This is a genomic window from Nannocystis punicea, from assembly GCF_026965555.1.
GTDB lineage: Bacteria > Myxococcota_A > Polyangia > Nannocystales > Nannocystaceae > Nannocystis > Nannocystis punicea.
In genome coordinates, this window is sequence record NZ_CP114040.1 from 9,172,009 (window position 1) to 9,184,774 (window position 12,766).

A 12,766-nucleotide genomic window follows, 5' to 3' on the forward strand; every position below is an offset into this window, starting at 1 on the left:
CCCGGGCGAGATGGGCGACGCCTCGCCGTCCGTCGACCTCGTCCGCGACAGCGAGGCCGGGGCGATGCGGGCGCGGTCGGCCGATCACGGCTGGTGCCGGGCGCGGCCGGCGACGACCTGAACCACGAACTCTTCCGCCGCTGCGCCTGTGCGCCCGCAACCCCCGCGCTCCCGTGGGGCTCGCCGGCTCCGGGCGTGCGGGCGCACCCCGGACCAGGCGACTGCGCCGTGCGGTCTCGCCGGTGATCGCGGCCTCGCGTCGTCGCCTTCGATCGCCGCGACCTCGCGCTCGGCGGCACCAGCGGTGCCCCGCCGGACCGAAGTGATTCCTGGTCGCTCGACTCGTCCTCGGCGTGGAATAGCATGTCTGTCTCTCGGGTCATGTGCACATCGACGGGCCGATCGAATGTGCACGCCTCCATCGGCGGACCTGCGAGGGGGGGCGGCGTGAGGTGAGGTAGATCGGCGGAAGGTTTCTCGCGTACACGCGTCCAACTTGAAGATGCTCGCGGATCCGAAGCTGTTGGTCGTGTTGTTCTCGCTCACCGCCGCCCTCGGGTGTGCGACCCGGTCGGCGGTCCCGACGCGGGACAGGCCCGCCGAGAAGACCCCGCCGGTGTTCGCCCTCGCGGCCTCGGTGGCCGACGGCCCCGAGGACCCGGCGGAGAAGGGCCTGGCATCGCACATCTCGCGCGTGACGGTGTACTCCGATCGGGCGCTGGTCAGCCGGGACGCGACGGTGGCGCTGACGAGCGAGCCGAAGGTGTTCCGCTTCAAGAAGCTGCCGGGGTGGGTCGACGAGGGCTCGGTGCGGGCCTCGACGAGCGCCGGCAAGATCGTCGACGTGAGCGTGGAGCGGCGCTTCCTGGCGCGCTCGACCGACGAGGGGTTCCGCAAGGCGGAGCTGAAGCACAAGGAGCTGCTCAAGCAGCTGCAGGCGATCGACGACGAGCTGGCGATCCTCGACGCGCAGCAGAAGCACGTCGAGTCGATCAAGGTGTTCTCGCTCGAGAAGCTCGGCGACGACGGGGTGAAGCGCGAGATCAAGGTCGACAGCTACGGCGAGGTGATCGACTTCGTGTCGGGGACGATGCGCAAGACGGCGTCGGCGCGGCGCGACGCCAGAGCGGCGCGCGAGCAGCTGGCGCCCGACGTCGAGGCCAGCGCGCGCAACCTCGAGGAGCTGAGCCGGCTGACGAAGCTGGAAGAGACGATGGTGCTGGTGACGGTGCAGGGCACCGAGGCGGGCGCCGCGACGCTGACGCTGACGTACGCGACGCCCGGGGCGACGTGGGAGCCGATGCACGAGGTGCGCGCGGGCGCGACCGATCCGGACTCGGTGGAGCTGACGTCGTTCGCGGTGGTGACGCAGACGACCGGCGAGGATTGGAGCCACGCGCAGCTGTCGTTCTCGACGCAGTCGTCGTCGGACAGCGAGCACATCCCGGAGCTCGAGATGCTGGCGCTCGGCAAGGGCCCGGAGGTGTCGCGCAGCGTGACGCGCGAGATCACGTCGTTCACGGCGGCGCAGAAGAAGTTCCAGGAGCAGAACCTGCACTGGAATCGGATGAATCAGGCGGCGTCGCAGCGGGTGTCGGAGGTCGAGCAATTCGAGCGCTCGTACTCGTCGAACCTGGCGCTGCTCGAGCAGGTCCAGAGCAAGACGGTGGAGATCTTCGCCGGCCTGCAGACGCGCGGCACGACGGCCCACTTCGTCGCCAGGGACCCGGTCATCGCCCGCTCGGACGGCCGCTCGATCCGCGTCCGGATCGGCAGCAGCCCGATCAAGGTGGAGCGCCGGATCATCGCCGCGCCGGAGGAGTCGCTCAACGCCGCGGTCACGCTCGAGATGAACAACAAGACGGCGCAAGCGCTTTTGCCCGGCGCGGTCGCCCGCTATCAAGACGGGGCGTTCCTCGGGATGACCGACATCGCCTTCGTCGCCAAGGACGAGGACTTCTCGCTGTTCTTCAGCGTGGCCGACCAGGTCAAGCTGGCCCGCGAGCTCGACAAGCACCAGAGCTCGCTGCAACGCAACGCGCGCAACCGCATGCAATTGTCGTTCGTCAGCAAGGCGAAGAACCTGTCGGAGCGGCCGGTCACGGTGGTGCTGGCCGAGCGCATCCCGGTGTCGGAGAACAACGAGGTGCGGGTGAGCAACGTGCGGATCGGTCCGAACGAGAAGCCCGACGGCAAGGGGATCGTCCGCTGGACGGTGACACTGGCGGCCCGCGAGGAGCGGCAATTCCGGGTGTCGTACCAGGTCGATTATCCGCCGACGCTGGTGCTCGACGTGAAGCGCAAGAGGATGGAGAAGATGCAGTCGCCGTCGCCGCCCTCGCCGGCGCCGGCGCGCATGGACTTCGAGGAGCGGCTGATCCAGATGGAGGACGCGTTCTGACCGCCTCGCTCACAGCGGGTAGACGATGAAGTCGTCGTGGACCTCGAGCACGGGCTCCTGCATGGCTTCGACGGCGTCGCGCAGCTCGAGCAGGTGGGCGAGCTCGAGCTCGAGCGGGTGCTCGTCGGGGTGCGAGGGCTGCATGAATTCGAAGTCGTCGCCGGGGGTGTTGGTCATCTCGATGTGAGCCCCGAGGACGCGACAGACCTCCTTGTCGGCGAGGTGGTCGACGAGGCGGCCGATGCTGGCGACGTAGGCGGGGAAGTCCTTGATGTAGAGGCGGCCGGGGTAGAGGGTGTCGCCGGTGAAGACGACGCCGGTGGCGGGGTCGTAGACGGCGATGTGGGCCTTCTCGTGGCCGGGCAGCGGGACGATGTCGAGGACGCGGCCGCCGAGATCGTACTGGACGATCTGCTCGGGCCAGCCGTCGATGCCGAAGAACTGGCGGACGGCCGCCTCGCCGACGCCGACGATGCTGGTGTTGGCGTCGCCGACGAAGAGGTCGTTGCCGGCGACGTGGTCACCGTGGGCGTGGGTGTTGCCGACGACGAGCTCGATCGGGGCGCCGCCGTGGGCCTGAGACCAGTCGTCGACGAGGCCGTGGACGATGTCGTCGATCGGGATGCCGCCGTCGCCGGTGTCGAGCAGGAGCGCGCGCTCCGAGCCGAACAGCAGCATCATGAAGGGGCCCTCGAAGCTGGTACACAGCGACTGGCGGAGGATCCAGGTGTCGGCGGAGTATTGATGGACCTGGACCTGCGGCTCGCTGCCGCAGTCGATGCCGTCGATCCAGTGGGCCGGGAGCTCGCCCGCACACTCCTGCACGCCGGTGGTGGCGTCGGTGGTGGAGACGGTGGTGGCGCCCGTGGTGGAGCCGGTGGTGGAGCCGGTGGTGCTGTCGTCGCTCGTCGAGGGGGTGCTCGTCGTCGTGCCCGGATCCGCGGTGGTGGTGGTGGCGTCGCCTTCGGTCGTGGCCGTGCCCGTGGTCGTGGTCGTGGTCGTCGAGCCGGTGGTGGTCCCGTCGCTGGCGGCGGGCCCCTCACCGCCGCATGCGAGTACACAGAGCAAGGGAGTCCAGAGCTTTCGCATGGCGCGAACGTACGCCACCCTCGCGCAGGCATCAACCGTGGACAGGTGGACCGGAGTCGGCTACGCCGGGCGTGCAGCGGGCCCGGAGCGGCGGATCGGGGGGCGTCTCAGCAGCGGCGCCGGCGGCTCGGGGGCGCGGTGATAGGATGTCCCAAAGGACATGTTTTTGAAAGATCATGAGATGGTATGTCCTTTCGGACATTCTGTCTCTCGGGACATCTTTACTTCGCCGAGACCGTCGCTCACCTGCTCGTCGACCCGGCCAGAGGGGCGCGCGCGCCGCTTCGCGCCGGTTCTGTCGGACGCTTGCATCCGGCGCTCGCGCGCACACTCGGCGGGGTGGCCCTGCGATCGCCCAGGCGCAGCGTCGAGCTTGTCTGCGTGAAGTAGGGGTTGGTGCTCGCATTGGGCGGGGCGCTCTGCCATTGACTTCCGACGAACCGTCGTGGGCCTGCGACGAGCCGGGTCGTCGGATGGACGAACCGGAGAGACCGGACAGCCTGGTGCGCGACGGGCTCGAGCAGCAGTGTGGCGTGGACGGGCCGCCTTGACGACCGCCAGAGCGGGGAGCTAGCCTGGAGACGTCGTGGGAGGTTCAGCTCCGCAGCATCCGACGCTCTTCGCGCGGCGGCGTTGGTCGGTCGGCATGGCCCTGGCGGTCGGCGTCGGGTTGCTGCAAACCGCCCCCGAATTCTTCGAAGGCGAGCGCATTGTGAGCATCGCGCTGCGGTGCTTGCTATGGGTGGTCGAGGCTCCGCTGCAGGTGCTCGCGCTGTCGGTCACGTTCGACCACGGCGTCCAGCGGCGGTTCGGTGCGACGAAATTGTTCGTCGCCTGCCTCCTGGTCGCCATGGCCGTCGGGGCGCTCTTCGCCCTCGCCTTCGTGTTCGTGTCCGAGGGGCTCCTGGGCCTCGAGCTCGATGAAAAGGGGCCGCTTCCGCTTCCGCTCGCCGCGGGGTTCGGCGCCATGGTCGGCGTCCTCATCGCCGGCATCTGGGGGCTCGCCTTCGTGTCCCCGCACGTGGCCGAGCAGGCCCAGCTCCGCAAGCTCGAGACGGAGCAGCTGCGATTCGAGGCCGAGCAGCTCAGGACCTCGTCGGAGATGGCGCGCTTGCGTTCGCAGCTCGAGCCGCATTTCCTCCTCAACACCCTCAACACGATCGCCGGGCTGGTGACGCAAGATCCGCGTGAGGCGCGGCGCCTGATCGGATGCCTCGGGGACCTGCTGCGTGATTCGCTGCAGGAGCAAGACGAGATGCAGACGCTCGACCAGGAGGTCACGTGGCTCAGGCGTTACGCGGAGATCCTCGAGGCGCGCCACGGTGACGCGCTCCGCTTCGATTGGGACGTCCCTCCCGATGTCGGCGGCGTGCTGCTGCCGCGGCTGTTGCTGCAGCCCCTGGTGGAGAACGCGGTCCAGCATGGTGCGCTGTGTCGCGCCGGCGGCGGCCGGGTGGCCGTGCGTGCCATGCTCCGGGGCGCCGGCGCCGGGTCGCAGCTCGTGTGCACGGTGACGGACAACGGCCCGGGCCTGTCGACGAGCGAGCCGCGCTCCGGCGCGCTCGGCCTCCGCGCCGTGCGTCGTCGACTCGAGCTCAGGGGCTCCGGGTCGGCCCTGCGCTTGCAGTCTTCGAGCGAAGGGACCTCGGCGATCATCGAGGTCCCCGTGGCTTCGGCGGGTGCGGCATGAGCCAGGAGGACGGCGAGAAGCTGCGCTCACTGGTCGTCGAGGACGAGTGGACGGCGCGAAACTACCTCGTCGAGCTCGTGGACGGCTCCAACCTGGCTCAGGTCACGGGCGCGGTCGCGTCCGCGTCGGAGGCGCGGGAGATCCTGCTCGGCGACGGGCGTCTCGCGTTCGATGTCGTGTTTCTCGACGTTCGGCTGTCCGGCGGGCGAAACGAGGGGCTGGACATCGCGCGCGAGCTCGCGGCGCTGTCCCGGCCGCCATTGCTCGTACTCGCGACCGCCTTCAATGCGCACGCGCTCGAAGCGTACGACCTCGGAGTCGCCGACTACCTGCTCAAGCCGTTCACCGAGCAACGTGTCGAGCAGTGCTTGCGCCGGCTCCGGGCACGCCGCCCGCGGCTGCAACCAGCAGGGCCCCTGCGGATCGCCGCGCGGCGGCAGAAGAGCCTGGTCTTCTTCGACCGCGACGAGGTGTGGGCGTTCGAGGCGGCGGAACGCTTGACTCGGGTGCACACCGCCCACGGCGTCTTCGACGTCGACCTGTCGCTGTCCGCGATCGAGGCGTCCTTCGGCCGCGCGCTCGCTCGGGTCCACCGCAACTGGCTGGTCAACGTGAAGCACATCAAGGAGTTCGAGCGCGACAGCGAAACCCGGGTATGGGTCGGCGACGGGCTCGTGGCGGACGGTCGCGGGATCCACGTGCCTGTCGCTCGTGAGCGCGCGCAACAGCTGCGCGACATGCTGCTGGCCAGCGCGACGGGGTTGCGCCGCATGGGTCGTGCCGGAGGCTGATATCGGTGAGGTCGTGACGACGGGCGCGATCGGCTGGTTATTTGGACATGACCTATCGGACATATTCAATTCGACCGGAATACTCGCGTCGACCTTGCCCCGCATGGCCCCGAGTCCGCGATCGCGCAGATCCCGAGCGTCTGGGGCCCTGCTGGAACCCCGCCGTGGCGGCTTGCGTGCGGGCGGACGGTGGACCACCCTCTCGTCCGTGTACGAGCACGAAGTCCTCGAGCCCCCGGCGTACCAGCGCGTCAGCGCGGTCTATGACAAGGCGCGCGCGGAGGCGAAGGAGCCGGACGGGCTCAAGGCCCGCGAGGCGGCGTATCGCGAGGCGCTGCGATGGGCGCGGAAGACGGGAGACGGGGCGCTGGTCGCGGCGGCCTGGTACTACCTGGCGAAGTTTTGGGAGGGGGAGTACGAGCGCGAGAAGGCCTGTACGGCGCACTTGCGGCTGATCGCGGCGGAGCACGCGAAGTTCGGGCCGCTGCACGCGGAGCTCGCGGGGAGCTGGCACAACTTCGGGACGTTCCTGGTCGAGGCGCACGAGCCGGCGCTGGTCGAGTGCGGGATGCGAATCTCGCTGGCGCTCGGGCGGCTGCAGGGTGCCGGCGAGGATTTCGCCGCGGTGCAGCAGACCATCCTGGTGCTGTGGAACGCGGAGCTTTACGAACGAATGTTCCGCTGGGCCCCGCACCTCGAGGGCTGGACGGAGCAGAAGGGCCTCGGCCACGCGTACCGCTGCCTCGGGCACGCGTACGGGCGGGTCGGTCGTCACGACGAGGCGCAAGCGGCCTACGAGGCGTGCCTGCGCCTCCTGCAGGAGGGCGACGAGCACTACGACGACGCGTGGCTCGGGTACGCGGAGTCGTTCGTCGAGCGGGCGGCGCCGAAGGTCGACATGCCGGCGGGGATGCTCGCCGAGTTGCGGGCGCTGGTGGACGGAGCGGAGGAGGAGTCGTCGGATCGGCAGCGGGCGATGAAAACACTCCTGGCGTGCGGGACGGCGGAGGACCTGCCGCGGATCCTCGCCGTGGCCGCGGAGGCGCCGTTGACGGTGCGGTCGACCTGCTGCACGCTGATGGGTCGCGGGTTTGACAGTGAAGAGATCCACCGGGCGCTGCGCGAGGTCGCGGCGCGCTCGTCGGTGGTCCCCATCGCCAGCGGCACCATCGACGCCGTCGAGTGGGATGCGAACACGAGCAGGAGGCACGAGGCGCTGGCGCGGTTCGAGCTCGACCAGGGGATGGACGCCCGCGCAGCGCTGCGGGCGGCTTGCCAGGGCCCGATCACGACGGACCTCGTGGGGCGGCTCGCGCTGCACCTCCTCGACGACGGCGACGCGGCGGGGCTCGACGCGTTGAGCGAGCAACATGCGGCGGTCCGGGGGGCGATGCTCCGGGTGGTGCGTGCAGTGCTCGAGCTCGAGCGAGACCCGACGGAGGCGTCGATGCTGGCGGTGTACCGCGCGTTTGCAGCGTGGGCGAAGCCGTGGGCAGCGCGGCTGGACGAGGACGGCAAGCCGCCCGCGAAGCGAGCCCATCGTTCGGACGATTGAGGGGCTGCGGCGACGGGCCGGTCCACCGCGGCGGCGGACGGGACGTCGGCGCCGGGCCGGTCCACTGCGGGACGCCGGGGCGAAGAGGCGCCCGTGCAGTTTGTCACGGATCGCCAGACCTCCGCGGCCCGCGACTTGCGACGCGAGCCCGCCTCTCCGTCGTGGGAACCATGAACAAGTCCGACACCAAGCCCCAGCCGCAGCAACCGCAGACCTCGACGCCCACCCGGCCCGCTCGACCGCTCGTCATTCGCACGGGCGTACGCGCAGGTCCGTACTCGTACCTGTGAACGAGCCGGCCGGGCGTACATCCCAGGCTTTGGCTCTTCGCCGGTCGCATGCCGGCGATCATCATCACAGCAATCGCCCCTGCGAGGCGCGCCGCATCCCGCCTGGTCCGAGCGCCACATCGACGGATCGAGCAGGCGCAGCGCCGACAGCTTTGACAGCCGGCGCTCGTTCTCGTATGGCACCCGCATGAGGCGAGCAATTCACGGCAGGGCGGCGCTGCTGGCCGCGTGCGCGTGCACGGTCGGTGGTCGCGGGCCGGTCGACGCCGCGCCGCGAGCGGCGGACCCCGGGGTCGAGCTGTACGGCGCCGGCCACTTCACGACCGGGGCCTGGGACTTCTTCATGGCCTTCTCGCCCGATCAGCGGCAGGTGCTGTTCGGCCGCGCCGACCCGTCCTTCGATCGTTACGAGATCCTCGAGACGCGGCTCGGCGCCGACGGTCGCTGGTCGAAGCCGGCGCACCCGAGCTTCGCCGGGCAGTGGAGCGACGCCGACCCGCATCTCTCGCCGGCCGGCGACGCCGTGTACTTCATCTCGAACCGCCCGATCGGCCCCGACGAGCCGGGGCCACGCACCACTTATGACATTTGGTTCGCCCCGCGCGCGCCGGACGGTTCGTGGGGGCCTGCGCAGCGCGTGCCCGAGCCGGTCAACGACGCCGCGGTCGACGAGTGGTCGCCGGCGATCGCCGCCAGCGGCAACCTCTACTTCGGGCTCGAGCGCCACGGCGGCCACGGCGGCACCGATCTCTGGGTCGCGCGTCGCGTCGACGGCGTCTATCAGCCGCCCGAGAACCTCGGCCCCGCGATCAACACGCCGGGCCTCGAAGTCGAGCCGTGGATCTCCCCCGACGAGAGCTATCTGATCTTCGCCGGGCTGCGCCGCGTCGACTCGGTCGGCAGCTACGACCTTTACTTCAGCCGCCGGCGTGACGGCGCGTGGGAGCCCGCGCGCCCGCTGGCGAGCCTCAACACCGCGGCCTCCGAGTGGAATCACAGCGTCTCGCCCGACGGCGAATGGTTGTACTTCAGCAGCAATCGCCGCTACACGGGGCCGCTCGGCCCGCGTTTCGACGACCCGCGGGACGATCGCAGCGTCGCCGGCGTCGGCGACGGCAAGCAGGGCGACATCTATCGCGTATCGATGCGCGCGCTCGGGCTGCCGTGAATGCTCATTGCAGCGTCGCCCGTCGCAGCCCGGTGCGGTGACCCGATGGACCTCGGGCGCCATCTCGACGAGCGGCGCCTCGCGACGCCGCCGAGCGCTCGATGAGCCTGAAGCTGGCGTTCGCCGGCACCCGAGCTCGCGTCACTCGAACAGCTTGCGCAGCTGCTCGGCGAACCCGTACCAGCCCTGCTGGTAGTCGCTGCGGTCGACCGGCGCGCCGAAGCCGTCGTGCACGATCGTCAGGCGGGTGCCCGCACCGCCGGCCAGCGGCTCGAGCAGCCAGGTCACGCGCGTGCTCGGCTGATCGGGCTCGCCGCGCCAGTCGGTCCAGTCGGTGACCAGCTTCTCGTCCTCGACGAGCTCGACGATCCGCGTCGGGCCGCCGTCGACGCTGCGGCCCTCGATCTCGTAGCGCCAGCCGTACGAGATCGTGCGCCGCTCGAGGTCGACCTGCGCGGCCCCGAAGAGCCAGCGGTTCATCAGCGCCGGGTCGAGCAGCGCGCGGAACACCCGGGCCGGCGGCGCCTTGATGTCGATCGAGACGCGCACCTCGGCGCGTCCGCCGGCGAAGTCCGGCAGCACCACGCCGTCTGTCCTTTCGGCCAGGTGATCGCGGAGGTTGCCGGCGTGCAGGCGCCACAAATCATCGATCACGTGGCGCGGCCGCTTGAACGGCAGGGCGCCGCGGACCGCGTGGACGACCTCGAGGGTGCTGGTCGCGGCGTCGTCGGCCGGGGCGATCGACCAGCGCACCTCGGTGTCGACGCCGTGGATCTTCCAGGTGAACGCCACCCCGGCGCCGGGCTCGAACGCGACGAGGCGCTGGGTCGCCCCGTCCGCCCCCGGGGCGGCGAGCGTGGCGCGGCCGTGGAACGCGAAGCTCCCGCCGACGCGCGGCTCGACGGCGACGTGCTCGGCGAACCACCGCGACAGCTCGGACGGCTCGACGAGCGCGCGGAAGGCTCGCGGCGGGGGGACGGGCAGCGGGAAGCTGGCGCGGTGCTCGAATGCGGGGGGATGCTCGCTCATCTCGTTCTCCTCTTGTTGCGGGTCGTCGGCGTGCGTGCCGGCGCGGGGGGCTCGTCGTCGTCGGGCAGGGATTCGACCAGGTCCCGGAGGTCGCGCAGGCGCGCCGTCCAGAACACGCGGTAGGCGTCGAGCCACGCGGTCGCGGCCGCCAGGTGCGCGGGCGAAAGCGTGTAGACCCGCTCCCGCCCGCGCCGCCGCTCGACCACCAGCTCCGCCTCGCGGAGGATCCGCAGGTGCCGCGAGACCGCCGGGCGCGTGACCGCGAACCCCTGCGCCAGCGCACCCGCGGTCTCCTCGGCCCCGCGCAGCCGCTCGAGCAGGCCGCGGCGCGTGCGGTCCGACAGCGCGAAGAACACGGCGTCGAGCGTTTCGGCGGTCGCTGCGGGCGTACAGGTCATGTGTAAAAGAGAGGTTACATGTTTCCGCGCACGCGTCAAGAGTTGGTTACGCGTCGCGGCGGTGGCCCGTCGCACGCCGCGCGCCCGCAGCGGCGGTTTGATGTCGAGCACCGCCCTCGCCCTGCCCTCGCAATCGACGACAGCGAGTTGCTCGCGCAGGGCGGCGGCTGCATGTCCGGATCGCAAAATATTTTGTCCAAATTGCGTGATGCCGTCACGCCGCGCGTACTGCCATGTTTCTCGTCATGCACAGACTCACGAGCGTCGCCGAGGTCGAAGCCGTGGTGGGCCGGCCGATTCCGGCGGTGACGATGAAGCAGATCGACACGCTCGACGAAGGGTGCCGCCTCGTCCTCGCGCGTTCACCGATCGCAGGATTCGGCTGGCGCGACGAGCAGGGCGCGCCCTGCTCCGACTTCGTGGGAGGACGGCCGGGCTTCGTCCGCGTCGACTCGGCGACGCGCATCACGGTCGAGGTGGGAGAGAACGTGCAGCCGAGGCCGGGCAGCGGCGTCTCGTTCGTCTTCCTCTTGCCAGGGGTCGGAGAGACGCTCCGTCTGAACGGCTCCGTCGACGGTCGGAGCCGCGGGCGATTGTCGATCCACGTCGAGGAGGGATTCGTTCATTGTCCGAAATGCATCCTGCGATCCGGCCTCTGGAAGCCGTCGCGTGGATCGCACCGGGAGCACGGCATCGCGGCATTCCTCGCGGCGTCACCATTCGCCGTGATCTCCTCGTGGGACGGATCGGGCGCGAGCGACACGAGCCCGCGCGGCGATCCGGCGGGCTTCATCCGACTCCTCGACGCATGCACGCTCGCCATTCCGGACCGCAAGGGCAACCAGCGCGCCGACACCTTCCACAATCTCCTGACCTGCGATCGGATCTCGCTCGCCGCCGTCGTGCCCGGTCGCCACGATGTCCTGCACGTACGGGGCACCGCCTATATCACCGACGAGCCGGGCCTTCTCTCGACGATGGCGCTCAAGGGGAAGGAGCCGCATCTCGCGCTCTGCGTCCGGATCGAGCACGCGGCGCTGGTCGCGAACGCGGCGCTCCGCGAAGCGAGGGTCTGGCAGCCCTCGTCGCACGTGAACCGGGCGGAGGTGCCAGATCTGATGGCCCTCGCCGCTCGGCACCTCGCGCGGAACCAGGACCGCGGGGCGAAGGCGATGCTGTTCCGCTCGCTCGGCCGCCTGCTCGGCGCATTCCCGGCGCCGATCCGTCGACTGCTCGACATCGGCTTCAGGAAGGACCTCGCGAAGGAAGGATACGAAGAGGTCGAGACGCGCCCGGGCCTCGGCACGCGCAAGGTCCGTGTCGTCGCGGTTCGCCGCGAGACGCCCGAGGCCGTGACGCTGCTCCTCGAAGACGGCGCGCCGTTCCACTTCCGCGCCGGCCAGTACTTCACGCTCTGTCTCGACATCGACGGCGAGAAGGTGCGTCGTGCGTATTCCGCGTCGTCGATGCCGGGCGAGCCCCGGCTCGCGCTCACCATCAAGCGCGTCGCCGGCGGCCGGTGCTCGAGCCACGTCCACGAGCGCGTTCGAGCGGGCGACTCGATCGAGCTCATCGGTCCCTCGGGGTCGTTTGCGATCGAGCACCGACCGACCGCGTCGCGGGAGCTCGTCCTCATCGCGGGCGGAAGTGGGATCACGCCGATCGCCAGCATCGCCCAGACCGTGCTCGCCCACGAGCCATCGAGTCGGATCGCCCTGCTCTACGGCAATCGATCGCGACCCGACGTGATCTTCGCGGTCACGCTCGAACGCCTCCGCTCCGAGCACGGCGCGCGCTTCCGGCTGCGTCACGTCCTGGAGCAGCCGCCCGAGGATTGGTCGGAGGGCACGGGCGTGCTCGACGAAGCGACCCTGAGAGTGGAGCTGGAGCGCCTCGGCCCGTCGCCCGACGCGCACTTCTTCGTCTGTGGCCCCGAACCGATGATGAAGGCGGCGCGTCGCGCCTTCGAAGCGCTCGCGGTGCAGCCCCATCGCATCCACGAGGAGCGGTTCTCGCCGCCGCGGCGGAGTCCGAACAGACGCGCCGCGGATCGACGATTGCCGCTGCTCGTCGAGCAGGCGGGACAGCGGATCGGCGCGACAGAAGTGCCGGCCGGAAAGACGCTGCTCGAAGCAGGTCTCGACGCGGGTCTTCCGCTGCCGTTCTCGTGCGCGATGGGCAATTGCGGTGAATGCCGGGTGAAGCTCACTGCGGGCGAGGTCGAGATGGACGAGCCGAACAGCCTCACGCAGGCGGAACGCGATCGGGGCTACGTCCTCGCGTGCGTCGCGCGCCCGCTCTCGCCGACCACGATCGAGATCGAGGAGGAAGCCGAATGAATCGACGAACGGGCGC

9 protein-coding genes are annotated in these 12,766 nt (G+C 70.3%); 6 read left to right on the forward strand and 3 right to left on the reverse strand.

Annotated features, from left to right (window positions below; translation table 11 throughout):
- Nucleotides 1–502 precede the first annotated feature (502 nt).
- Entirely contained in the window at nucleotides 503–2,401 is a 1,899-nt protein-coding gene (locus O0S08_RS35050; protein ID WP_269041888.1) for a mucoidy inhibitor MuiA family protein, read from the forward strand.
- Between the two features lie 9 nt (nucleotides 2,402–2,410).
- On the opposite strand, the gene O0S08_RS35055 is transcribed toward O0S08_RS35050, so the two are convergent.
- Nucleotides 2,411–3,490, reverse strand: a complete 1,080-nt coding sequence (locus O0S08_RS35055) for an MBL fold metallo-hydrolase (RefSeq protein ID WP_269033796.1) — start codon at nucleotides 3,488–3,490, stop codon at nucleotides 2,411–2,413.
- A 646-nt stretch (nucleotides 3,491–4,136) separates the two neighbouring features.
- Here O0S08_RS35055 and O0S08_RS35060 point away from each other — a divergent pair.
- The 4 genes from O0S08_RS35060 (at nucleotide 4,137) to O0S08_RS35075 (ending at nucleotide 8,984) form a co-directional block, all read left to right on the forward strand.
- On the forward strand, nucleotides 4,137–5,180 hold the full coding sequence (locus O0S08_RS35060) for a sensor histidine kinase (protein WP_269033797.1): 1,044 nt from the start codon (nucleotides 4,137–4,139) through the stop codon (nucleotides 5,178–5,180).
- Nucleotides 5,177–5,971: a LytR/AlgR family response regulator transcription factor gene (locus O0S08_RS35065; protein ID WP_269033798.1), complete on the forward strand. Its 795-nt coding sequence runs from the start codon at nucleotides 5,177–5,179 to the stop codon at nucleotides 5,969–5,971. Before O0S08_RS35060 ends, O0S08_RS35065 begins: the two co-directional genes overlap by 4 nt.
- A 208-nt stretch (nucleotides 5,972–6,179) precedes the next feature.
- Nucleotides 6,180–7,526 (forward strand): hypothetical protein, encoded by a 1,347-nt coding sequence (locus O0S08_RS35070; protein WP_269033799.1) that lies wholly within the window; start codon nucleotides 6,180–6,182, stop codon nucleotides 7,524–7,526.
- Between the two features lie 477 nt (nucleotides 7,527–8,003).
- On the forward strand, nucleotides 8,004–8,984 hold the full coding sequence (locus O0S08_RS35075; protein WP_269033800.1) for a TolB family protein: 981 nt from the start codon (nucleotides 8,004–8,006) through the stop codon (nucleotides 8,982–8,984).
- Nucleotides 8,985–9,125: 141 nt separating this feature from the next.
- Here the strand turns inward: O0S08_RS35075 and O0S08_RS35080 are convergent, their stop codons facing one another.
- Both O0S08_RS35080 and O0S08_RS35085 read right to left on the reverse strand, forming a co-directional pair.
- Complete coding sequence (locus tag O0S08_RS35080; protein WP_269033801.1) at nucleotides 9,126–10,013, reverse strand: SRPBCC family protein; 888 nt, start codon at nucleotides 10,011–10,013, stop codon at nucleotides 9,126–9,128.
- The gene (locus O0S08_RS35085) at nucleotides 10,010–10,522 is read right to left on the reverse strand and encodes an ArsR/SmtB family transcription factor (protein WP_269033802.1); all 513 of its coding nucleotides are present in this window, start codon (nucleotides 10,520–10,522) and stop codon (nucleotides 10,010–10,012) included. The genes O0S08_RS35080 and O0S08_RS35085 overlap by 4 nt, the downstream gene beginning before the upstream one ends.
- Before the next feature lie 122 nt (nucleotides 10,523–10,644).
- Here O0S08_RS35085 and O0S08_RS35090 point away from each other — a divergent pair, with 122 nt between their 5' ends.
- Nucleotides 10,645–12,750, forward strand: a complete 2,106-nt coding sequence (locus O0S08_RS35090) for a 2Fe-2S iron-sulfur cluster-binding protein (RefSeq protein ID WP_269033803.1) — start codon at nucleotides 10,645–10,647, stop codon at nucleotides 12,748–12,750.
- Nucleotides 12,751–12,766: the final 16 nt, after the last annotated feature.